This window comes from Streptomyces sp. Je 1-332 (assembly GCF_040730185.1).
Lineage (GTDB): Bacteria > Actinomycetota > Actinomycetes > Streptomycetales > Streptomycetaceae > Streptomyces.
The window spans coordinates 25,907-47,149 of the sequence record NZ_CP160402.1; the positions used below are offsets into that span (position 1 = coordinate 25,907).

Below are 21,243 nucleotides of genomic sequence, written 5' to 3' on the forward strand. Positions count from 1 at the left end.
TCTAGCCGTCGGACAGATGGATGAGGCGGACGTAGCCGGTGGAGCATGCGACCAGGGTGCCGGTCGTCCGCCGACACGTCGCCGCAGGACACCGGATGCGCTGCCTGCGCGTCCGCCTCGATCCGGGCGACGGCTGCATCGCTTCGACGGAGTTCCTTGCTCACGACGGCTCGCCCGCCGGAATCGGCCAGCCCTCCATCGCCTTCTGGCTCGGTCGGCCGCCGAACGCTTCATGACCGATCAGCCACGAAACCGAGGTCGACGTCCACGTCGGCGGATGCCACATGGCGGGCAAGCGGTCCCGCGGTGTCACGCAGGACCAGGCGCGCCGAGCCCTGTACGAACGGGTCGAAGCGTGCCCGCACTGCCGACCCGACACGGAACTCGGCATCCTCGACTAGCTGTGAATGTCGATCAGTACCTTGGATACGCCGCCGGTGTAGTGGGCGGGAGGGGGATTTCGTCCAGCCGAAGCCATTGGTCCTGCCCTGCGGCGTCAGGCAACCGGAAGCGGAAGTCACGCGCGGCATCCACCTGGTGGTCAGCGTCTGCAACAACGCGGAGCAGCGCCCGCAGGCGCGGGTACGGTGCCTGGCGGGCCCGGCCGATGACCTCGGGGTCGCGTAGCGCGAGGAGCATGAGCGAGGCGAGATTGATCCCGGCTCGCCGGTGTTCGGCCGCGTGGCGGGAGACGTAGAACTGGTCGTCGCGCAGGAGCGAGGCGCGCGGCTCGTCGAGCACGGTGTAGCGCAGCAGCAGATCGCCACGTTGTACCAGGAGCCGGGAGTGCGGGGGCATCAGCTCGCCTGGACCGATCTCCTGGCTGGCGGCGGCCGTCCTGCCGATCAGCGGCCCCTGTTCGAGGGCTGCGATCTGCGCGAACTGTTCCACGGTCGCGTCCACCATGCGCTGCGAGTCGGGCAGGACGAGCAGACAGTGGCCGTGGAAGACCGTGCCGTCCGCGCTCCAGGACTGTTCGGACGTGCGGAAGACTTCCTCGCCGCCCTCCTGGGTGCGGATGTTCAGGTCGACGGGCTGGAGTTCCGAGCGGATGCCGTACTGCCCGAACGCGTGCCGCAGGGCCAGCGCCGCGTCGACGCAGATGTTCGACGGCGCCCCCACTTCTTCGGCGATCGACGCCCACAGGTGCGGCAGGAGCAGCTCGACCAGTTGGTCCGGCGGGGCCTGCTCCAGCAAGGTGGCCTGCATGCCGAGGTTGCCCTTGAGGGGCAACGCGCCCATCGGCCGTGATGCCGCACGCTGCGTCGGGACGACACGCCGGCGGGCAGGCCGCTGTTGCGGAGAGCGGTTTCGGCGGCCGCGCTGCTTCTTCCCCTTGTTCCCCATGCGCAGAGCGTATGCGGCCGAACTCCCCTGCAACAGACGGCCGTTCTGGCCGAGTTCGCCTGGGGCCGCGCATCTGGCTGAGCCGCTGATCACTCACGTCAGCGGTCGATCGGGAGGACCCGGTCCAGGCCGCTCTCGCGCAGGATCTGCCGAACCGTGTCATCCAAGGCACTGGCCGCGTCGATGACGGTCTCCAGGTCACCGGGCAGCAGGTCCTTGTCCCGGTACCACCCACCGGCGGGCACGCACCACTGGACGACAGCGCGGCGCACCCGGCGCTGGCGTGGTCGGGGTGTCCAGCGCGCGTGAAGACACCAACCTCTCCTTGTTTCCGGTGAATGGTGGTGCCCCGGGCGGCACAGGCTGACCGAGATCTAGAGCCATCACAGTCGGCCCGCGCGAAGATTCCGAGGCGGAGCCCGACACAGTCAAGGAAGGAACGGAAGCTCCGGCTTGGTGCCTGGATCGGCAATCAACGGAGCAGAGCAGCGACCCTGCACCGGAGCGGATGGAACGGCTGATCGGCATGCGGGGGCGTGATGGGCATCGTCGTCACGCGGCCCGCGCTCGCCGCCGATTACCGCGGCAACGGGTGACGGCTGCGAGCAGATACGCGGTGCCGCCCGGGTGGCTACCGGTGGAGACGGCAGTGGCTACGATGCGAAACTCCGCCCCCTGGCAGTTCGAGTGCCAAGGGGCGGGGAGTTGTCACTGGGTGGCTATCCGAGCCAGGTGATGGTGAGGACCGACAGGCGGCGCAGGGGCCTGTTCACCCAATAGGTGAGGGACAGTTGGCCGACGGACGCGTGGCGCACGTCCTCGCCCTCGGAGTCGTGGACGTTGAACTGCCGGAAACCCCACGGGTCGCGGGCGGCGGCATCCAGGACGTCCCACACGGTGTCTTCGACGTGCTCGGGCAGGGTGTCAAGGATCTTTGCGGCCGGGGAGGAGAAGCGGACCGCGTACGGCTGTCCGGTCACCGGCGCCTGCCACGGAGCTCCGCCATGTCGATGAACTCACTGTCGTCGTAGGCGGAAGCGACGAAGGCGTCTACCGCCGGAGCGGAGGCAATGAGACCCTGCCACTCCTGGACGACTTCATACAGCGCAGCGAGGGAGAACGTGCGGCGGGAATGCTCCAGCGCGCTCGCCCACTGCCGCTCGAAGGCCGGCACCCACTGCGCGGCGCGCCGGTCGGCGCGCAGCTGGGCGAGGAGTTCGGCCGGAGCCCCCGGGGCGGGGGCATACGGCGCGAGGGGGGCGTGGTCGGGTTGCGCGCTCATCTGGTCCTCCCGGCGGGTCGTCACCTCACGGTACTCGCCTCGGGTACCCGTAGATGCGGGCATGGGCGGATCCCTCCTACGGGCCTTGGCCAGTTGCTGTTTGTTCATCGCAGACCGGCCGTTGATGCCGCGCCGCTTGGCCTCCGTGTAGAGCTGGCGCCCTTCGTCGGACCTGCGATCCGCTGGGCGAGCGCTCGCGGCCCAGCTGCGAAACGGCTTCTTATCCCGCCTGGAGGTCTTGCTCGCGGACTTCGACTCGCCGCAACGGGCTCCGTGCCGGCTACCCGAGGATCTGTCCGGGCTCCGCTCTGTGCTGAGCCTGCCTCAGGGGCTGTCGGCCAGGGCGAGGCCCGCAGTGATGCGCTTGCCGACGGCTTGCCGTTCCACCAACAGTTCCCGGGCGATCGCCTGCACGATCTCCAGGCCGTGCTGGCCGATGCGTCTGGCATCTGCGCTGCGGGCCTTGGGGAGATTCGGCTCGGAGTCCCACACCGTGACCTTCACCAGATCTCCGGTGATGCGCAGGCGCAGCAGCACCGGGCCCGGTGCGTACTTCAGCGCGTTGGTGACCAGTTCACTGACCACCAGCTGCGCAAGGTCAAGGGTGCGCTGGGAGACCGGCACCTGATGGCGCACGCTGGCTGCAGTGAGGAACTCGGCGGCCATCCGGCGGGCGCGGGCGATACAGGAGCTGTCCCCCTCAAGCGCCACCATCGTCTCGAGGAAGCCCCCCTGCGTTCCGGGAACCTCCCTTTTACTCTCCCCGTTTACTCTCCCCGCCTTTACTCTCACCGCACTCTGCGTCCATTGCCCCACCTTGCATTCCCCGTCGGCAAATTTTCCCGCTACCCCTGAATCCGCAGATCACACCCCGCCGTCGCGGGCAGGCTCACCCCGGCCAGCCGTATGACGCAGGGGTGCAGGCGGCAGGCCCGGTGTGCCACCATCGCCGCCATGACGCAGCAAGAGCCGACCGGAACGCAACCCTCGCCACCCCCAGGGTCCCTGACGATCCAGGACACCAACGCCGAAGGCATCCGCGTCCTGTCCCTGGCCGGCGAGATCGACCACCACAGCGGCCCGGCACTGCACCAGGCCCTGGCCGAAAGCGATGCCTTCCGCCCCCGAGTGGTCCTCGACCTCTCGCTGGTCACTTTCATGGATTCCAGCGGCATCAACATCCTCTTGGCCGCCCACCACACCCACACAGAAGCCGGCGGATGGCTGCGTCTGGCCGCCCCCTCCCCCGCCGTCAAACGCACCCTGGACATCATCGGCGCCGACACCGTCCTGGACTGCCACGACACCCTGAGCCAAGCACTCACCTAGCCCGCCGACGCACACCACCACCCGCACCAGCACACGGTGTGCAGCAGACGAACAGAACGATCAGCACGGCTGACCGTACGGGCTCGTCTCCCGGGAGGGGTGGGCGTCGTCGTCGCCGCAGCCGCCGCGCTCGCGGCCGGCTATCTGCTCGGGCGACGGCCATGCCGGAGCGTGGGTCCGGGCGGCGCCGGAGCCAACTCATGCTGCGTCGGCCTTTGCGCCTGCAGCCGCGGCGACGCTTAACCGCCCCAGGACGGCGCAGCGGTCAGACCGAGTAGGACCCCCGTGCTTGGCATCAGGGGCCAGGAAACCACTGCGGCCGACACTCTTGTGCGCGGCGATATAGTTCCTTCATGGAAGGAACTGATTCGGTATGGTTGATCATCCGGGAGCTGCATCGGGCCGCGCAGCTGCAGCGGCGGGCGGCGGCCGGCTCGCCGCTGGGGCCGGTGGCTCTGGGGCTGCTCAACCTCGCTGCTCAGGCGCCGGTGCCGCCTTCGGACGCGGCGAAGGAGCTGCAGGTGCCCCCGCAGTCGATTTCCCGCGCGGTGGCCGACCTGATGGAGGCCGGCCTGGTGCGCCGGGTCGGCAACGCGGCGGACGGCCGCTCGTACTCGATCGAGCTCACAGAGGCAGGTCAGCAGGCTCGTTCGGACTTCCGGCGGCAGCTGTCAGCGGAATTCTCCCGGCTGCTCACCGACTGGGATCAGCAGGAGATCGACACCTTCGCCGGTCAGCTGAGCCGTCTCGTCTCCGCTCTGGCTGCGGATGCCGCCGCCGGCCCGGCAGCGGCGCGGACCGCCAATCCGTGGCGGCAGCCGGAGAGGTGACGGCGAACGACATCATGGGAGTAGAAAATGAGCGAGTTGGACTGCGACGTGCTGATCGTCGGTGGCGGGCTGGTGGGCCTGGCGGCCGGTGCGTTTCTGTCGCAGCAAGGCGTCAAGGTGACCGTGGCCGAACGGCACCGGGAGACGTCCCGGCACCCGAAGGCGCGCCTGGTCAACGTCCGGTCCATGGAGCTGTACCGGGCCCTGGGCGTCGATGACGAGATCCGCGCGGCCGGCGAGCCGAGCGCCGGCTTCGCGGTGGCCGACAACCTCGCCTCACCGCACGAGTCCTGGATCGCGCCACCGCAGGAGGAAGTGGCCGGCGAGGGCCTGAGCCCGGTCGCTCCGTACTCCTGTGACCAGCAGCGGATCGAGCCGATCCTGCGCAAGCGCGCCACCGCCCGCGGGGCCAGGGTGCTGTTCGACACTGAGGTTACGGACATCCAACAGCACGCCGACAGTGTCACTGCCCGGCTGGCGCGGCCGGATGGCGGGCAGGTCATCCGCGCCCGGTTCCTCGTCGCGGCGGACGGAGCTCGCAGCCCCATCCGAACCTCGCTGGGGATCGGCCTCGAGGGTGAGGCCGTGCCCGGCACTGCGGTCAGTGCCCTCTTCCGCGCCGACCTCGAACACGCGCTGCGCGGCCGCTGGGTCGATGCGCTCATGGCGCGCGACGCCGGAGCCTTCCTCTTCGCACGCGGCGACAAGGGTGACCGCACCTGGCAGCTGGGCACCCATCTCCGAGCGGACTGGGCAGCGGACGATCCCGAGGCCCTGGCCTCGCATCTGGTGCCGGTCATCCGCGCCGCCACCGGACTGTCCGACCTCAGCCCCGAGGTGGAGAGCGTGCTGACCTGGACCACCGGCGCATACACGGCCGACAACTTCCGCCGCGGACGGATCTTCCTCGCCGGCGACGCCGCCCACCAGATGCCGCCCTACGGCGGCTTCGGCGGCAACACCGGCGTCCAGGATGCGCACAATCTCGCCTGGAAACTCGCCGCAGCCTGCCGTGGCGACGCCTCGGACGCCCTGCTCGACACCTACCACGCCGAACGCGCCTCACTGGTAGCCCTCACCGTCGCCCAAGCGCTGCTGCGCTCCCGCAAGACCCCCGGCCAACCCGCCCCCGCCGAGCAACTCGACGCCACCACACTGGCCCTCGGATTCAGCTACCAGCTAGACGGCACCAAAATGCCGCACCAGGGCACCGCCGTGGAGGACCCCGCCGCCCCGAGCGGGCGGCCCGGAACCCGCGCCGCCCACGTACCCCTCACCGGCCCCGCCGCCAGCACGCTGGACCTGCTCGACCCCGCCGCGTTCACCTTCGTGGCCTCTGCCACCAGCCGCACCGCAATCGCACTGGAGCATCACCCGGTCCCTGGCGTCCGCGTCCGCACCGTCGATCCCGGCGACGTGGAGGCCCGCCACCGGCAACGGTGGGAGAACGTCTACGGCGGGCCACGCTGCGACGGCCTCCTCATCCGCCCGGACCAGGTCATCGCCTGGCGCGCACCGAAGACCGAGGCGGACAGCGATACCAACGTCCAGAACGCCATCCAGCAAGCGCTGCAGCCCGATGCCAGCCTATGAACCCAACGCGCTGATCACCATCTCGACGGCCCTCGGGGTGGCTCGGAGGAAATCTGAGCGACGATCAATGAGATCGGCTATGCCGCTGCTGCAGCCCCCCGCCATCAGCAGGACGCCAACCCCGGGGCCAGCGGCAGGTCTTGGACGCCATCTGGTGGCGTGCCCGCACCGGCTCGCCGTGGCGCGACGTCCGATCAAGCAGGCCCTAGTTCCTCACCAAGCCGCCCGAACTCGCTCAGAGCCTTGAGGAAGGCGCTACCGCCCCCCTGCGAGTAGTCACCCGGCCGGGCAGGACGACCCTGCCCGGCCGCTTGATCGCGAGAGCTGGTTTCTATTTGTTCCGTCGATGTGGCCGGTGCGCAGCGCCAGTTCGTGCTGTCGGCATACGACCTCGGCTCCCCGGTTATGGACGGATGAACGTCCCCAGCTACGGTTCACGGGTGGCAGAGCGATGGGGAGATCGGGTTGGAGCTGTGGGACCAGGACATCGCGCCATACGGAGAACAGCTGGAGGCGTTGGACAGCAGCCCACTGGCTGACCTTGTGCTGGACGTGGTGGCATCGACGATTCCGCTGTTCGAGCCGCCGTTTGACCACTTCTTCCCGCAACCGCACTTCGAGCTGGTCGAGTCCGTTCTGTCCCTGCGTGCACAAGCTCCTACGAGCTGGTGGGATGACGCGGCCTTCGCACGAGAGTTTCTGGCTCGCTACGACCTTCTGCCAGATGTCCCCACCAGGCCAGCAGTCGGTCCCTTCCTGATGGTGCTGGTTCGACTCTTCGAAGCACCCCGCGGATGCCTGTCGGCCGACCAGGCGCTGGAGTGCCTGTCCAGTTGCTATGAGGCAGTCCTGGTATCCCAGTTGACCGGGCGAGTCACAGTGGCGGACGAACGACAAAATGCAAAGTGCCAGCAGGCCATCGCGCACCAGACAGGCCTGCTCCTACGCGCGCTGGGATGAAGCGTGGTGGCCTAACTGCTTCTAACAAAAGCGGTTGATCATGTGACTCTTGGCGCGTCGGCTCGTTGGTCTGGTTGTGGCGAAACGTCAGTCGCGGCCGTGGATCGTGTCGGATGAACTGTGGTCGCTTATCGAGCCGTTGCTGCCCGAGCCTGGACCGAAGCTGGCACAGGGCAGACCGCGGGTGCCCGATCGGCAGGCCCTGTGCGGGATCTTGTTCGTGCTGCATACCGGCATCCAGTGGGAGTATCTGCCCCAGGAGCTTGGCTTCGGCTCGGGAATGACCTGTTGGCGGCGCCTGGCCGCCTGGAATGACGCCGGCGTCTGGGACCAACTCCACGTCGTCCTGCTGGAGAAGCTGCGCTCGAAGAACCAGATCGACTGGGGCCGGACGGTGATCGACTCCTCCCACGTCAGGGCAGCTCGTAAAGGCCCAAAAGCGGGCCCAGCCCGGTCGACCGCGCACGGCCGGGCAGCAAGCACCACCTCATCGTCGACGGCCAGGGCATCCCGCTCGCAGTGACCCTGACCGGCGGAAACCGCAACGACGTCACCCAACTCCTGCCCCTGCTCGACAAGATCCCAGCCGTCGCGGGACGGGTCGGCAGACCGCGCCGACGCCCTGACGCGCTTCTCGCCGACCGCGGCTACGACCACGACAAGTACCGCCGCCTGCTCTGGCAGCGCGGCATCCGCCCCGTGATCGCGAAACGAGGCGAGCCACACGGCACCGGCCTGGGCATCTTCCGCTACGTCGTCGAGCGCACCATCGCCTGGCTCCACGGCTTCCGCCGCCTGCGCATCCGCTGGGAACGGCGCGACGACATCCATGAGGCCTTCCTCGGTCTCGCCGTCTGCCTGATCACCCACCGCCACGTCCAACGGCTTTGTTAGCGCCTTTAAGCCCTGGAGAACCCCGAACTCCGAGCCGTCGTCGCCGAGGTCTTCGACCGGCGCCTTGCGACAACCACCACCGCTGCCACACCGCACTCGGCGGCCACCCACGGTTAGCCGCGTCAACGACGCCGCGGGTCAATACAACTAGGGCCTGTTGCGAAAGCGGCGCTATCGGACTAGATGTGCTCTGGCGCAAGTACCGTTTCTTGTCAGGCTCGGGAGGGTCGTTGCCCCTGGGGACTTTCTGTTGCAATCGGGAGGCTGCGCAGTGTCAGTGCAGCCGGTGGGGGCAGCGGTTTGTTGGTGGGGTCGGTGCGGAACGACTGGAGCAGATAGGCCACCAGGCGCCGGGACGCTGCACCGTCGTCCGGTAGGGCGGTTACCAGACCGCCGTGCGCCAATAGGGCCACGGCGAGGTCGGAAGGGTGAAAATCGGACCGTAGCGCGCCCGACGCCTGGGCCCTGCGTACCAGAGTCGTGAAGCCCCGCTCGGCTCGTTGCCGGGATTGCGCGTGTTCCGCCGCGGTTTCCGGGAAGGCCGCGAGGAACGCGGCCGGGAACCCGCGTTCCTCCCGTTGCAGAGCGCAGACCGTCTCGATCAGCTGTTGGAAGCCCTGCCACGGGTCAGGGGCGGCCAGAGCCTCGGTGAGCGCCCGCGCGCAGGTCTCCATCTGCTGCGCGAATGCGTCTCTCACCAGGGCGTCGCGGGTCGGGAAGTGCCGGTACAGCGTCGCCACGCCGACCCCGGCCCGTCGGGCCACGGTCGCCATCGGGGCGTCGATCCCGTGCTCCGCAAAGACCGCACGGGCGGCGACGAGAACATGCTCTCGGTTGCGCCGGGCGTCCGCCCGCATCCCGTCCCGGGCTGTGATCCGAGAGGATTCCGCCATCACTATCTCTCGCTTCCGGTACAAGCGGACGATTGCGTCCACTTAAGAGCTTACGGTCGATGCCAGATCCCTGTACGGCCCCCGGCGGCAAAGGCAGAACGATGAACGACCGCATGATGAAGGCAGTGCTCTACGACCGCTATGGCGGCCCCTATGTGCTGTACACGGGCTGCGTGCCGCGCCCTGAGCCGGCCCCCGGCGAGGTCCTTGTGAAGGTGCGCGCGTTCAGCGTCAACGGCGGCGAACTGGCAGCACGTGCCGGCCGTCTCCGTCTCCTGACCGGCCGGAAATTCCCCAAGCGCGTCGGCTTGGACTTTACCGGCGATATCGTCGCACTGGGCGCCGGAGTCACCCGGTTCGCGGCCGGCGACCGCGTGTGGGGGGTATTGGGCCGCACCTCCGGGTTCGGCAGCGCCGCCGAGTACGTGACCGTACCCGCTGAACGGGTCGGCTCGCTCCCCGACGGCCTTGACCTGGTGGACGCCGCCGCGCTGCCGGTAGCCACCACGGCCATCACCGCGCTGCGGGACAAAGCCGGGCTGCGCCCTGGCGAACGACTCCTCGTCCGGGGCGCTTCGGGCGGTGTCGGCAACGCCGCCGTCCAGCTCGGACGGGCGTACGGCGCCGAGGTCACGGCACTCGCCCGTGCAGCCAACCTCGACTTCGTCCGCGGGCTCGGCGCGCACAAGGTCGTCGACCACCAGGCCGTGCGGCCGGCGGAACTGGGCCGCTTCGACGTGGTCCTGGACACCGCGGGGACCGACCTGCGGGCCTTCCGGCGCCTACTGAATCCGGGCGGTCGCATGGTCACCATCGCCTTCGACCTGAAACGGCCTGCGGCGTCGCTCGGCTACCTCGCGGCCAGCACAGTCCATGGACACGGCCGGGTGCGTTTCTTCAGCGGCAACCCCACGAGGGCGGACTTCGACGACCTCGCCCGCCATGTGGTCGAGGGCAAGCTGAGCCCTGCGGTGGACACGGTGTTCCCCCTGGAGGAGACAGCTGCGGCACACCAGGCGCTGGAAGCGGGCGGCGTCCAGGGCAAGTACGTGGTCAGGGTCGCGTAGGTCGACTGTGGAGGTGCTGATCACAGCCACTCGTTGATGGCAGCGATGAGGACGGTCGCCTCGTGGCGGACCGCCAGTTTGTCGTATCGCGTGGCGACGGCGCGGTGCCTCTTGAGGCGTTTGATCCCGCACTCGACCGCGCGCCGTTGTTGGTAGTCGTCCTTGTCGAACTTCGGCAGGCGGCCGCCACGCGATCCACGCTTGAGGCGGTTGCGCGCCTGGTCGGCTTTGTCGGGAATAGTGCAGCGGATTCCGCGCGGCGCAGGTGGACGCGGTTTCTACGGGAGGCGAATGCCTTGTCAGCGCGGACTCGATGGGGACGGAGACGTGGCCGCCCCGGCCCGATGCGGGGCACGCGGATCTTCTCCAGGACGGGTTCGAACTGTGGCGAGTCCCCGCGCTGCCCAGCGGCCACCACGATGGACATGGGCTTTTGGCCCTGCTCAACGGCCAGTGCAGTTTGGTGGTGAACCCGCCGCGTGAGCGTCCCAGCCCGTGATCACCACAACTGGACACACTGACACTCCGTCACCCGCATAGGGCTGTTGTGACTGAGCTCTCTATCCGGCGTCGGTCGCCGGTTAGGGCGCTCAGCGGGGGCGAGGTCTCGCCGGACAGGCCTAGGGCGCCACCAACTGCACGGTCGCCCTGCCGTCCGCGGTCGCCAGGCATGCCGTCGCCTCGGACCAGGGGCACGACCCGACGGCCGGGGAGCTGCTCGAGGCCCTCAAACGTGCCGGGGTGAACCTGAGAGCCGATGTTGAGGCAGCCGCTGCGGTCCTTGAAGCCGAAGCGCACACCGCGGCGTTCGGCTGACGTGGCCGCCTGACGCTGCGCCCGGAAACCCTCCGGGCGCGGGCGCAGCACCACTCCCCTAGAGCCGCCATCGAATGGGAGGCGTGGGCAATCCTCGGGACAGTTCCCCAGTTCGGTCCACATGAAATTCACCGCGCTGATTGTTCGATGTTGGTGGAGAGCAACCACCAGCCAGCCACGAACGAAGGAACACCAGATGAGAACCCTGCCCTCGCGGTAGCCACCGCCGTTCACATCGCGACCCTCGCCCGCAAGGCCGGATAGCCCATCCTGCGGCGAGCGCGTCAACGGTCGCGGCAACCGGCCCATCGACACCAAGAACGGCCGTACCAAGGGCGGCGACGCCTACTCTGCCGACGGCCCGTCCTTGTGCCTGACCGGCAAGTACCGCACCTGGAAGCGCGAGAGTGACGGCCTGCGCCTTACTGCTTCTAACAAAAGCGGTTGATCATGTGACTCTTGGCGCGTCGGCTCGTTGGTCTGGTTGTGGCGAAACGTCAGTCGCGGCCGTGGATCGTGTCGGATGAACTGTGGTCGCTTATCGAGCCGTTGCTGCCCGAGCCTGGACCGAAGCTGGCACAGGGCAGACCGCGGGTGCCCGATCGGCAGGCCCTGTGCGGGATCTTGTTCGTGCTGCATACCGGCATCCAGTGGGAGTATCTGCCCCAGGAGCTTGGCTTCGGCTCGGGAATGACCTGTTGGCGGCGCCTGGCCGCCTGGAATGACGCCGGCGTCTGGGACCAACTCCACGTCGTCCTGCTGGAGAAGCTGCGCTCGAAGAACCAGATCGACTGGGGCCGGACGGTGATCGACTCCTCCCACGTCAGGGCAGCTCGTAAAGGCCCAAAAGCGGGCCCAGCCCGGTCGACCGCGCACGGCCGGGCAGCAAGCACCACCTCATCGTCGACGGCCAGGGCATCCCGCTCGCAGTGACCCTGACCGGCGGAAACCGCAACGACGTCACCCAACTCCTGCCCCTGCTCGACAAGATCCCAGCCGTCGCGGGACGGGTCGGCAGACCGCGCCGACGCCCTGACGCGCTTCTCGCCGACCGCGGCTACGACCACGACAAGTACCGCCGCCTGCTCTGGCAGCGCGGCATCCGCCCCGTGATCGCGAAACGAGGCGAGCCACACGGCACCGGCCTGGGCATCTTCCGCTACGTCGTCGAGCGCACCATCGCCTGGCTCCACGGCTTCCGCCGCCTGCGCATCCGCTGGGAACGGCGCGACGACATCCATGAGGCCTTCCTCGGTCTCGCCGTCTGCCTGATCACCCACCGCCACGTCCAACGGCTTTGTTAGCGCCTTTTACAGAAGCGGAGGCCGGTCTCCTCGTCGGTCCCGCCGCTCCTACCCGTGACAGGGCAGCCGCACGAGCGCCTTCCAGTAGGCCGCCGACGTTCGTCTCCCCAGTGATAGCCGCCATCGTCCTCAGTGGTGTTCTGTGCGCACTCCGGCTCAAGGCCGACCAGTACGAACACGCTCCGGCCGCGCGCGTGCCCGGACCCGCCGGGACCCCGGCGTCCGAGCCGGCCTGGGGGGGGGATCCCCAGAGGACGCCATGGGGCTCAGAGAACGTCGTAGAGCAAGTGCGTCGCCGTCGAGGTCGCCGTCACATTCCGCTGCGTCAACGTGCGCGGGGTCTTGCCGGTGAACAAGGGAGTACCGGCGCCGAGTACGACGGGCGCCAGATGCAGCGACAGCACGTCGACCAGCCCGGCTTCGACGGCCGAGCCGACCGTTGCGCCGCCGCCCATGAGGACGACGTCGAGGTCCTTCCCGCGGGCGGCCGACGCCGCCTCGGCATGTCCCCGAGCGACAGCGACGGCGTCGGACAGGCCGGTGGTGACGAAGGTCCAGTCGAGGTCGGCGAGGCGCACCGACTCCGGCGGCGCACTCGTCACGACGACGAAGGCGGGCTTGCCGACCTCACCAGCGCCGTAACCCACCGAGTCGTCCCAACCGCCGGGCCCGTCGACCACGTCGAAGAGCCCGCGCCCGAGGATGACGGCGCCCGAACGGGCGGTCCCCTCCTGCAGGAAGCGGCGGTCCTCGGGGTCGTCGGAGAACGCCCAGGTGTGCAGCGCCTCCCCGCCGGTGCCGAGGCCGTTCTCCGGGCCGGCGTCGGGGCCGGTCACGAAGCCGTCGAGGGAGACCGAGATGTCAGCGATGATTCGAGTCATACCCGGTAGACCGTAGGCGTCGCTCGAATTCATCGGCTGGGGCGCCGGGCCGGTGTGCCACCGCGCTCCTGTCCTTTCGCCTAGATCCGCCACACCGATAAGCGGTTCGTCTTCTCGATAACGCGAATGTGGTGATCAAGCAGCGACATAAGAGTCCGGAGGGACTCGATGCCGGCCGTACACACACGGTGGTAGGGGCCCGAGTGCCACAGGCTCTCCAACTATGAGTTGGCGTGTGCTCGGCTCGGTCTGCACGATGGTGACTACTACGGCGGCAACATAGTCGACAACCCGTACACGTAGATCGACAAGGGCGCGACGCAAGCCGCGACGCGTCTTGACGGTCCGCGGCCATGCTCACGATCGCTGTACCGCCCCGCACTCGGATCGCCTCGCTCGCCGTCCGCGCCCAGAACGTCGTCAACTCTGGCCTGTGCACCCATACATCGGGCGTCCCTGACTCGCTCGCCACCTGGACCAGCTCGAGCACCTGGACCGCGGCCCCCATCACCGACCGGCGCGCCACCATCGCAATCCTCGATGACCGCATCCTGTGCGACCTCGAGGTCCTGTCTTACCTGCGCCACGGCACGCCGTACACCTTGTGGGCCGCCACCCTGGCCGGATTCGCCGAGGACGTCCTAGGGACCACGACCTGGGCGCAGCTCTCCGGCCTCCTGGCCGCATCGCAGTCGTAAGCGGGGAAGAGCTACGGCTGCACCTGGTGCCACTTCGGCAAAAGGAAGCCAGGGCGTTCGTCACCGCGTGGCACGCCGCGGCCGCCACCCGAGCCGCGCCTGACGCGATCATTTCGCCAAAGCCTCAGCTCAGCCAATGCCCTAAAGGAAACCACCCGCATGCAATTGGCTGCGCTGTGCAACCACCGGGTAGCCAACACTGGTAGTTCATCCTGAGCCTGGAGACGGCAGCGCAACTCTTCGGCCTGCCGCCCTGGCCAGGGGGGCACGACTGCCTGTTCGTCAAGAAAATCCGCGACGTTGTCCTGGCCATGGCCTGGGCAGATTGCTGGTGACCCGCCATGCGCAGGGGCCGGGCGCTGCTGATGGCGGACCTCTGCCGCGTAGGCGACTGTGCCCGCCTAGGTTCGCCGGTTGGTGGTCGTAGCCGTTGGATGTGCGGAGACGTCCGTTCCGATCGCTATGACGCGGTGGCTGAGCCTGTCCATGTGCGCAGGCTGACCGACCAGGAGGGGCCGCGGCTGCAGCAGATCGTGCGCCGGGGCAGCGTGAGTTCGGTGCGTCACCGGCACGCGATGATGTTGGCGTCGGCCGGCGCGAACCGCGTGCCGGTGATCGCTCAGCTGGTGCGGGAGGACGCTGGGCGAACCCGGCCGTGGCGCACTTCGGACCGATGAGGCAGTTCACCATCGCCAACTCCGGCTACCCCAACCACCCCAAGCAGACTCGGGCCCTGCACGCCTACCTGCGCTGGCGCAACGCCCATGCCCGCCATCCCGACGTCCTGACCGCCCAACAACGCGAACGCGCCCGCATTCGATGTGGAAGGGCATCCGTCGGGGCCGACGCGCAGACGCTGAGGCAGCCTGACCAGGGCCAAGCTGCTACTGGCTCTCCTTGTGAACGGCCTCGATGTTGTTGCCATCGGGATCGCTGACGAACGCACAGTAGGCGCGATACTCACTCCAAAGCCGAGGAGTGTGCCGGGAGACGCCCCCGGCCACCACCGCAGCGGAGTGGAACATGTCTACCGCTTCTCGACTCCCGGCATCGAACGCGAGGTGCATTCCCCGAGTCGCCATAGCCGACTGCTCCGCGCGTTCCAACGACACCGAGGGCGTATCCCGCTCCGGATGCCAATACTCGGCGACACCATCCGCTCGATAACCGGCAGAGATCCCAAGCGGCTCAAGCGCCGCGGTGTAGAATCTTTCACTCGCCGCGAAGTCGGAAGCGAACACGCCCAGGGGATGGATAAAAGACATCGCTGATCCCATGACAGCGGAGCCTACGGCTGGATCGATCGACAACCCCGAGAGCAGGACCGCCAACCCGGCGAACCAATGTGGTCAGAGCACTAGCGCAACTCGTAGACCTCGCGCGCGACCAATCGGCAGAACTCGACGTGGTCGCGCGCCGCCCTCTCGGTCACCTCCGGAGCACGTTCACGGCGGCCATGCACCACCGGCATCACCTATCTCACCGTCGTCTACGGTCCGAACGTCGGGCCCAACCGGCTGCACCGGTCGAGCGTCGATGGGGCGAAGCAACTTCCAAGGCATCCGGGAAGGGTTCGGGGCCATCGACGACGTGTGGACGTCATGCATGCGCGACATCCGCCTCGCCCGCGCCCGGCTGATCGTCCCCCGGCGGATACCTACGCGACTACGGGCCCGGACAAGGCGCAGGATTCGACGACGACAACGAGGTCTGGTATTCGCTGAAGATGCCGCCCAACGAGGGCAGCGCCATCACGTTGAGCCAGTTCGAAATCCGGATCGAGGAACACCAGCGGAGCGCCCAGGCACTGGCACGGCAAGCCGCCCAGTCGGCCGGATACAGCGCCCGGTCATTCGGCCTCGATGCCCGCGGCGCCCCGATCACCGCGACCGAGGTCGACAGCCGCGGCACCCTGTCCATGGTCACCTGGCGGAAGAAGGCCGGCGATGGTGTCGCCGAGAGCGAGCAGAGCAAGGCGACAACGCTCGACCTGCTCCCCGAACTGGCGCCGTATCAACCTCGTCCAAGGTCAAGATCCTGCACCCTGATTGGGACGCCACCGCGGTACCAGCCGAAGTGTCCCCACCCTTACCCGAGACCGGAACGAGCGGGGCCGACCCTGTTGGCAACTTCCCTATGTAATCGTTGAGTTGTCAATGAGCCTGGAGCGAAAACCCGCCCGGCTTGGCAACGGGTCCGGTACAACACTGAGTGTGACGAGCTCTCGGCAACTTCGCGCGCAAACCAGTAGGCGCAACCGTCCCCGCACTCACCTCGCCCAGGCGGCGCGTCCTCCCCGTCGTGCTAGGGACGAGTCTGGCGAACAAGCAGACGCTAGGCATCAACGCCTAAATACCGCATCAACCGTACTAACGGCTGCGATCGCGATACCTGCTCTCGTTTTAGCGCTGATCACGTATTTTGATCAGAAGAAAAGTTCCGAGATCTCGGATCGAAAGGCGGCTGGTGCAGTTAGCTTCTACTTTAAAGGCCATCGACAGGGAGGGCCCCCTTCCGAACTCGTGCTAGAAAACAGGGCCTTGACCCCCACTTATAGAGTGATCGTCAACATTGAAGGCGAAACAGGTAAAGACGTCCAGAGATTCAACGCCCGTTTAATTCCCGCCTGCTCCCGCGTCACCTACCAGTTGGGGACCCACGGGCACGAAATCAGGGGTGACCTAAATTTGGAGCTCTTATTCAAGGACGCCGCCGGTCAAAGTTGGCGCGCGTCATACGGTGGAAGTCTGGATCAGTACATTCCACAAGGTAGAACATCGAAGGTGAAAGATTTGATCACCCGCTGGAACTTGACTCCCGATTACAAAGATCTGGAGGCCTGTGGGTAGACGAATTAAGAGGATGTCTCACGTGGTGTGAAGTCTGTGCGGCATGATACCGGTCGTGGTTTCTGATCTGTCGCAGCGGCTGGTTCCGGGCGAACTCTCGGAACTGGTCGCCCCGTCGCTGCCGTCGTTCCCTGCTAGCCCGCAGGAAGGTGGACCGCCCCGTGTGATGAGCGGGCCGTGATCAATGCCTGGTGTACGTACTGACCAGCGGTTGCGCCCGGCGGCATCTACCGCCGACGTTCGGTACGTCTCCCGCGACGGTGCATCGCCCGTTTCGCGTGGACCGAGACGGGAGCGACGGCTTCACCGGGCGGTGCTGGACGAACCCGGCGCCAGGGCGGGGTCGACTGGACCTCGGCAATCATTGACGCCGCCTCGGTCCGGGCGAAGGGGGGACCCTGACCGGGCCGAATCCGGTTGATCGCGGCAAGAAGAGCAGCAAACTGCACGTCCTGTCCGACGCCCAAGGCATCCCGCTGGCCGTTGCGGTGTCCGGGGCGAACCTGCACGACCGCCAGGCGTTCAAGCCGCTGATCCGTGGAATTCTGGCGGTTCGCTCCCGCTGCGGACCGCGTCCGCGCCGTCCCGGCAAGAGTCGCGCGGACAAGGCGTACTTCTCCGCCGACCACCTAGCCTGGCTACGCGAACGCGGGCTGATCCCGCGCATCGCGCGTCCGGGGATCGAATCGGGCCAAGGGCTCGGCCGACACCGTCGGAAGATCGAGCAGTCGATCGCCTGACTGTTCGACTACCGCCGCCTGACCTCGCTGCCGCCCTGACCTGCTACAAGAAGCTCTCACGACTGAAGCCAGGCAGCGGGAGACCGTAGCGGTCTCCCGCTGCCTGAACGTGATCACGGCCAGGCTGAGGCGCGATTGATCAGCCCCGGATCAACGGTGCCTGCAGTTCCGTCACCCAGTCCTCACGATTTTCCGGGTACTCCAGGTTGATCTCCCAACAATCGCACCGAACTGGCCCTCCACGACCAGCCTCGGATCGAATCCGGCCACTCTTAGCCGTCGCCGTGACCGATGCGCAAACGGCCGACAGGGGCGTCACCGGCTTCTTCGTCGCGTGGCGATCCCATGGCTGACGAAGAGAAGGATGCCGAGGCCGCCGAGGCCCACCCCGACGTACCCGACAAGTTCCCCCCGGGCTTCGTTCTTCTTCTCCTCGTCATAGCTGACGCTTCCGCCGCCGCTGAAGCTTGAGCACCACTGACCTGGTCTCATCGGGCTGCCGTCGCACTCGACGGCACTGCCGTTCAAAACCGCCTCGGCATTGATGAAGAACATGGCGGCCCCAACCATGACCAGAACGTAGGCAAGGGCCGTGAGCCATCGACGAGTCGCCATCCCCCAACCTTTCAGGCGTATAAGGACCGCCACGAACCCCAAGGCTGACGATCGTCATGCATCCGAGGTTCAGAAACAAGCTCTGCGCTTGTCATGCACCCCTCCGCCGCGCGTGAAGCGTGCCAGTGCTTCCCCGCACAGTCAGGTGCGGGGAGGAATAGAGGAACCTGCCATCGCAGTACAGGTCGTACTTGAACCGCCCCGCCCGCTCCACGTCCCAGCGCTGCTGCGAGTCCGCATCTGGGAAAGGTCAGTTCAGCGAAGCCGTTGCCATCGTGGCCCGGGGGGCTGAAGTCACAACTTCGCGCCAGCGACCGGCACTTCGGCGCTCGGGTTTAGTGGTTCCACATGATGGCCGCGCCGTCGTGCCACTGCTCGACTAGGGTGCTACCGATCCACGTGCCCAGTCCCCGACAGCGGCCCCTCAACGGCCGCCAGGCCCCCTGAGCTCGACCGCGGGGACGTCCTCGGCACCCTCCGTGGTGTACGCCAGGGACATGTGGGGGTCACGGCTCGGTGCCGGAGTGAACTGACCCGGAAACCGGCCCTCCATCAGCGTCGTGAGCGTGTCGACGGTCGCCGTCGGACTCGACCGTGCCCCCGGAGGCGGGTTCGGCTCACGGCCCGCGCCAGAGATGGGCGAAGGCCGCGTTCTCGATGGTCTCGGCGGCCGCTGGACACGGTTTGCGGATCCACCCCGCGTTCCACCTCCTCGAACAAGGCCACCGCTCCCGCCGCGGTACCCAAGGCCCACCGCCCCGTGCTCAGCAGGCCCAGGACCACGATGGCCAAGCCCAGCCCGAGCACCATCCACCACACGCCGCGCTCCGCGCCGGTGAACGCTGTGCCGCCGCTGGGCAGGGCCGAACCCACGATCGTTCCGGAGATGGCAACGCCAAGGGCGGTTCCGGTCTGCCGGCCTGTGGAGGCCAGCGAGGTGGCCACCCCGGCCATCGAACCGGGCATGCCGGAGACCGCTGTGTTGGTGATCGGCGGGTTCACGGTGCCCAGGAAGACGCCGAACAGCAGATAGGTCGCCAGCACAGCCGGCAGTGGGGTGTCCGGTCCGAGCCAGAGCGACGCTCCGCCGCCCAGCGCCAGCGCGCCACCGGCAACCAGCAGCGGCAACCTGGCACCACACGTGCCGACCAGTCGGCCGGTGGCCGGGGAGAGCACGACGACCAGTGCCCCGACCGGGAGCAGGCACAGCCCGGTCGCCAGCGCCGACAGGCCGCGTACGTCTTGCAGATACTGGGTGGTCACGAACAGGAACGCGCCGAAAGCGCACAGGGCGAAGAGCGCCATCAGGATCGCCGAGCTGAACGGCACGCTGCGAAAAAGGCGCAGTTCCAACAGCGGGTCGACGCGGCGCCGTTCGTAGCCAAGGATGCCCAACACGCCGAGCACGGCCACGCCAAGCAGACCCAGGATGAGCGGCGAGGTCCAGCCCAGCCGCCTGGACTCGACGATCGAGAAGACGACGCTGCCCAGTACCAAGACCACCAGGGTCTGGCCCACGGGGTCGAAACGGCGTGCCCGGACAGCTCGGGACTCGGGCACGAACAGCGCGGTGCACACGATCGCAGCGGCCACGATCGGAACGTTGATGAAGAAGATGGAGTGCCAACCGAAGCCGTCGACCAGGGCGCCGCCGAGGATCGGGCCGAGCGCCAGCGACAGACCGGTCATCGACCCGAACACGCCGATGGCCCTGGCCCGCTCGGCCGGTTCGGGAAACGTGATGGCCACCATCGCCATCGCCACCGGGTTGAGCATCGCGCCGCCGACAGCCTGCAGTGCCCGCGCCACGATCAACCAGTCCAGGCTCGGCGCCAGGCCGCACAGCAGCGAGCCCAGTCCGAAGGCGACGAGGCCGACCTGGAAGACGCGCCGACGACCGACCCGGTCAGCGGTGGAGCCGGCCAGCACCAGGAAGCCGGCCAGCACCAAGGTGTACGCATCGACCGTCCACTGCAGGCCAGAGACCGAGGCGCGCAGATCGCGGCGGATGGACGGCAGCGCTACGTTAACGATAGAGATGTCCATCACCACGACGATCACGCTGGCGCAGCAGATCACGAGCACCAAGAGCCGGCGGCGTCGGCTGAGTTCGGGCATGCGGGCTCCCGTCGAGAGACACTGCTGACGATCGGCAGTGAGGGGTTGGCGGCAACTGACCACGAAACTAGGATCTAGAGCGTGGTCGAGGTCAATCCGCAGCCCGAAACCGAGCACCCTCACTCCGACCCCCAGGCAGGTCTGAGCATCGGCGAGGCCGCCCGCCGCACCGGAGTCAGCGTGCACACCCTGCGCTACTACGAACGTGTCGGCCTGGTCGTCACGCCCGTCGACCGCACCCACGGCGGTCGACGCCGCTACCACCCACTCGACCTTGAGTGGATCACCATCTGCACCAGACTGCGGGCGACCGGCATGCCCATCCGCGGCATCCGCCGCTACGCCGAGCTCGTCGCGGCAGGCCAAGGCAACGAAGATGATCGATTGGAGTTGCTTGAGTCGCATCGTGATGAAGTGCTGGCCAGGATGGTCGAACTTCAGGAGAACCTGAAACTCATCGACCACAAGATCGACGTCTATCGAGACCGACTCGCCGCTGGTGACGCCGACCAGCTATGGGCGCCCAACCGCTCACCGGGAGCTCACTGAGCAATCTCCCCGCGGGCCCCGAACCACCAGCCGTCGTCCCCTGCCGAGAGTGCACGCCACAGCAGACCGCCCTCAACGACGTCATGACCTACTGCCCGCAGCGGCAGCTCAGGGACACCGGCGTCCCATCTTCGCGAAGTGCCGGTTGTACCCCTTGGTGTCCCACCACTCCTCCAAAAGGCCCCGCACCAGCTCAACCAGTTGGCGAAGACGCTCAGGATCAGGGGCTGATGAGGTGAACACGTCCACAAAGGACCTGTCACTCCATGGCAATGTGAACACCCAGCACTCGTCGTCGCGGCTCTTCCGCTCGACGGTGAGACGGTAGGTCAACGTGACGTTGCGGTCCGGTTGCTGAGCAACCGTCAAGTCCTCGACATTGAACCTGACCGCGCCATCGTCGGAGATGTATGAGCGAGCCAGGACTCCCTCAGCCGGCGTGTGAGCCACCGTATGCACCTCCCCCGTCGTCAGCCTG

General features: G+C 67.6%; 25 protein-coding genes and 3 pseudogenes. 15 read left to right on the top strand and 13 right to left on the bottom strand.

Going from position 1 to position 21,243, the window contains the following annotated elements:
- The first annotated feature begins 38 nt into the window (after positions 1-38).
- Together ABXJ52_RS00135 and ABXJ52_RS00140 are read left to right on the top strand one after the other, a co-directional pair.
- Complete coding sequence (locus ABXJ52_RS00135; protein ID WP_367038186.1) at positions 39-236, top strand: hypothetical protein; 198 nt, start codon at positions 39-41, stop codon at positions 234-236.
- 48 nt (positions 237-284) lie between these two features.
- Positions 285-401 (top strand): DUF6233 domain-containing protein, encoded by a 117-nt coding sequence (locus ABXJ52_RS00140; protein WP_367038188.1) that lies wholly within the window; start codon positions 285-287, stop codon positions 399-401.
- Between the two features lie 13 nt (positions 402-414).
- Here the strand turns inward: ABXJ52_RS00140 and ABXJ52_RS00145 are convergent, their stop codons facing one another.
- The 5 genes from ABXJ52_RS00145 to ABXJ52_RS00165 all read right to left on the bottom strand — a co-directional run bounded on the left by ABXJ52_RS00145 (position 415) and on the right by ABXJ52_RS00165 (position 3,343).
- Entirely contained in the window at positions 415-1,347 is a 933-nt protein-coding gene (locus tag ABXJ52_RS00145) for a hypothetical protein (RefSeq protein ID WP_367038190.1), read from the bottom strand.
- 98 nt (positions 1,348-1,445) lie between these two features.
- Positions 1,446-1,619: a hypothetical protein gene (locus ABXJ52_RS00150; protein WP_367038191.1), complete on the bottom strand. Its 174-nt coding sequence runs from the start codon at positions 1,617-1,619 to the stop codon at positions 1,446-1,448.
- A gap of 447 nt (positions 1,620-2,066) precedes the next feature.
- A complete protein-coding gene (locus tag ABXJ52_RS00155) occupies positions 2,067-2,327 on the bottom strand; it encodes a hypothetical protein (protein WP_367038193.1) in 261 nt (86 codons plus the stop codon).
- On the bottom strand, positions 2,324-2,629 hold the full coding sequence (locus tag ABXJ52_RS00160; protein ID WP_367038195.1) for a DUF6247 family protein: 306 nt from the start codon (positions 2,627-2,629) through the stop codon (positions 2,324-2,326). The genes ABXJ52_RS00155 and ABXJ52_RS00160 overlap by 4 nt, the downstream gene beginning before the upstream one ends.
- Positions 2,630-2,953: 324 nt before the next feature.
- The gene (locus tag ABXJ52_RS00165; RefSeq protein ID WP_367038197.1) at positions 2,954-3,343 is read right to left on the bottom strand and encodes an ATP-binding protein; all 390 of its coding nucleotides are present in this window, start codon (positions 3,341-3,343) and stop codon (positions 2,954-2,956) included.
- A 240-nt stretch (positions 3,344-3,583) separates the two neighbouring features.
- On the opposite strand from ABXJ52_RS00165, the gene ABXJ52_RS00170 reads away from it, so the two are divergent.
- From ABXJ52_RS00170 to ABXJ52_RS00195, 6 genes and pseudogenes are all read left to right on the top strand, one after another.
- On the top strand, positions 3,584-3,958 hold the full coding sequence (locus ABXJ52_RS00170; RefSeq protein ID WP_367038198.1) for an STAS domain-containing protein: 375 nt from the start codon (positions 3,584-3,586) through the stop codon (positions 3,956-3,958).
- 353 nt (positions 3,959-4,311) lie between these two features.
- Positions 4,312-4,788, top strand: a complete 477-nt coding sequence (locus tag ABXJ52_RS00175) for a MarR family winged helix-turn-helix transcriptional regulator (protein WP_367038201.1) — start codon at positions 4,312-4,314, stop codon at positions 4,786-4,788.
- Positions 4,789-4,815: 27 nt separating this feature from the next.
- The gene (locus ABXJ52_RS00180) at positions 4,816-6,381 is read left to right on the top strand and encodes an FAD-dependent monooxygenase (RefSeq protein ID WP_367038203.1); all 1,566 of its coding nucleotides are present in this window, start codon (positions 4,816-4,818) and stop codon (positions 6,379-6,381) included.
- A gap of 107 nt (positions 6,382-6,488) precedes the next feature.
- Positions 6,489-6,590 (top strand): annotated as a pseudogene (locus ABXJ52_RS00185) (hypothetical protein); the annotation flags it as partial.
- Positions 6,591-6,846: 256 nt separating this feature from the next.
- Positions 6,847-7,341 (top strand): hypothetical protein, encoded by a 495-nt coding sequence (locus ABXJ52_RS00190; RefSeq protein WP_367038205.1) that lies wholly within the window; start codon positions 6,847-6,849, stop codon positions 7,339-7,341.
- 76 nt (positions 7,342-7,417) lie between these two features.
- A protein-coding gene (locus ABXJ52_RS00195; protein ID WP_367038206.1) for an IS5 family transposase occupies positions 7,418-8,235 on the top strand; the annotation gives its coding sequence in 2 pieces (ribosomal slippage) (positions 7,418-7,778 and positions 7,778-8,235; 819 coding nt in all).
- A gap of 212 nt (positions 8,236-8,447) precedes the next feature.
- Here the strand turns inward: ABXJ52_RS00195 and ABXJ52_RS00200 are convergent.
- Positions 8,448-9,128: a TetR/AcrR family transcriptional regulator gene (locus tag ABXJ52_RS00200; protein WP_367048706.1), complete on the bottom strand. Its 681-nt coding sequence runs from the start codon at positions 9,126-9,128 to the stop codon at positions 8,448-8,450.
- Positions 9,129-9,229: 101 nt separating this feature from the next.
- On the opposite strand from ABXJ52_RS00200, the gene ABXJ52_RS00205 reads away from it, so the two are divergent.
- Entirely contained in the window at positions 9,230-10,195 is a 966-nt protein-coding gene (locus ABXJ52_RS00205; RefSeq protein WP_367038208.1) for an NAD(P)-dependent alcohol dehydrogenase, read from the top strand.
- Between the two features lie 20 nt (positions 10,196-10,215).
- Here ABXJ52_RS00205 and ABXJ52_RS00210 read toward each other — a convergent pair whose 3' ends face one another.
- The gene (locus tag ABXJ52_RS00210) at positions 10,216-10,446 is read right to left on the bottom strand and encodes a hypothetical protein (protein ID WP_367048708.1); all 231 of its coding nucleotides are present in this window, start codon (positions 10,444-10,446) and stop codon (positions 10,216-10,218) included.
- Positions 10,447-10,499: 53 nt separating this feature from the next.
- A pseudogene (locus ABXJ52_RS00215) lies at positions 10,500-10,622 on the bottom strand (IS5/IS1182 family transposase); the annotation flags it as partial.
- An 875-nt stretch (positions 10,623-11,497) separates the two neighbouring features.
- On the opposite strand from ABXJ52_RS00215, the gene ABXJ52_RS00220 reads away from it, so the two are divergent.
- Positions 11,498-12,315 (top strand): IS5 family transposase gene (locus ABXJ52_RS00220; protein ID WP_367038206.1). Its coding sequence is split into 2 segments (ribosomal slippage): positions 11,498-11,858 and positions 11,858-12,315, totalling 819 coding nucleotides; the frame shifts between segments, so codons are not numbered across the junction.
- 266 nt (positions 12,316-12,581) lie between these two features.
- Here ABXJ52_RS00220 and ABXJ52_RS00225 read toward each other — a convergent pair.
- Positions 12,582-13,196: a dihydrofolate reductase family protein gene (locus tag ABXJ52_RS00225; RefSeq protein WP_367038209.1), complete on the bottom strand. Its 615-nt coding sequence runs from the start codon at positions 13,194-13,196 to the stop codon at positions 12,582-12,584.
- Between the two features lie 353 nt (positions 13,197-13,549).
- On the opposite strand from ABXJ52_RS00225, the gene ABXJ52_RS00230 reads away from it, so the two are divergent.
- On the top strand, positions 13,550-13,894 hold the full coding sequence (locus tag ABXJ52_RS00230; RefSeq protein ID WP_367038211.1) for a hypothetical protein: 345 nt from the start codon (positions 13,550-13,552) through the stop codon (positions 13,892-13,894).
- A gap of 640 nt (positions 13,895-14,534) precedes the next feature.
- A pseudogene (locus ABXJ52_RS00235) lies at positions 14,535-14,764 on the top strand (IS630 family transposase); the annotation flags it as partial.
- Positions 14,765-14,778: 14 nt separating this feature from the next.
- On the opposite strand, the gene ABXJ52_RS00240 reads toward ABXJ52_RS00235, so the two are convergent.
- The gene (locus ABXJ52_RS00240) at positions 14,779-15,171 is read right to left on the bottom strand and encodes a VOC family protein (protein WP_367038213.1); all 393 of its coding nucleotides are present in this window, start codon (positions 15,169-15,171) and stop codon (positions 14,779-14,781) included.
- A gap of 449 nt (positions 15,172-15,620) precedes the next feature.
- Between ABXJ52_RS00240 and ABXJ52_RS00245 the strand changes: the two genes are divergently transcribed.
- Both ABXJ52_RS00245 and ABXJ52_RS00250 read left to right on the top strand, forming a co-directional pair.
- On the top strand, positions 15,621-16,043 hold the full coding sequence (locus ABXJ52_RS00245) for a hypothetical protein (protein WP_367038215.1): 423 nt from the start codon (positions 15,621-15,623) through the stop codon (positions 16,041-16,043).
- 1,098 nt (positions 16,044-17,141) lie between these two features.
- The gene (locus ABXJ52_RS00250) at positions 17,142-17,483 is read left to right on the top strand and encodes a transposase (RefSeq protein ID WP_367048710.1); all 342 of its coding nucleotides are present in this window, start codon (positions 17,142-17,144) and stop codon (positions 17,481-17,483) included.
- Between the two features lie 315 nt (positions 17,484-17,798).
- Here the strand turns inward: ABXJ52_RS00250 and ABXJ52_RS00255 are convergent, their stop codons facing one another.
- Entirely contained in the window at positions 17,799-18,053 is a 255-nt protein-coding gene (locus ABXJ52_RS00255) for a hypothetical protein (protein ID WP_367038217.1), read from the bottom strand.
- A gap of 597 nt (positions 18,054-18,650) precedes the next feature.
- On the bottom strand, positions 18,651-20,216 hold the full coding sequence (locus ABXJ52_RS00260) for an MFS transporter (protein ID WP_367038219.1): 1,566 nt from the start codon (positions 20,214-20,216) through the stop codon (positions 18,651-18,653).
- A gap of 81 nt (positions 20,217-20,297) precedes the next feature.
- Here ABXJ52_RS00260 and ABXJ52_RS00265 point away from each other — a divergent pair, with 81 nt between their 5' ends.
- Positions 20,298-20,765, top strand: a complete 468-nt coding sequence (locus tag ABXJ52_RS00265; RefSeq protein ID WP_367038221.1) for a MerR family transcriptional regulator — start codon at positions 20,298-20,300, stop codon at positions 20,763-20,765.
- Between the two features lie 108 nt (positions 20,766-20,873).
- Here ABXJ52_RS00265 and ABXJ52_RS00270 read toward each other — a convergent pair whose 3' ends face one another.
- Positions 20,874-21,215: a hypothetical protein gene (locus ABXJ52_RS00270; protein WP_367038223.1), complete on the bottom strand. Its 342-nt coding sequence runs from the start codon at positions 21,213-21,215 to the stop codon at positions 20,874-20,876.
- Between the last annotated feature and the right edge of the window lie 28 nt (positions 21,216-21,243).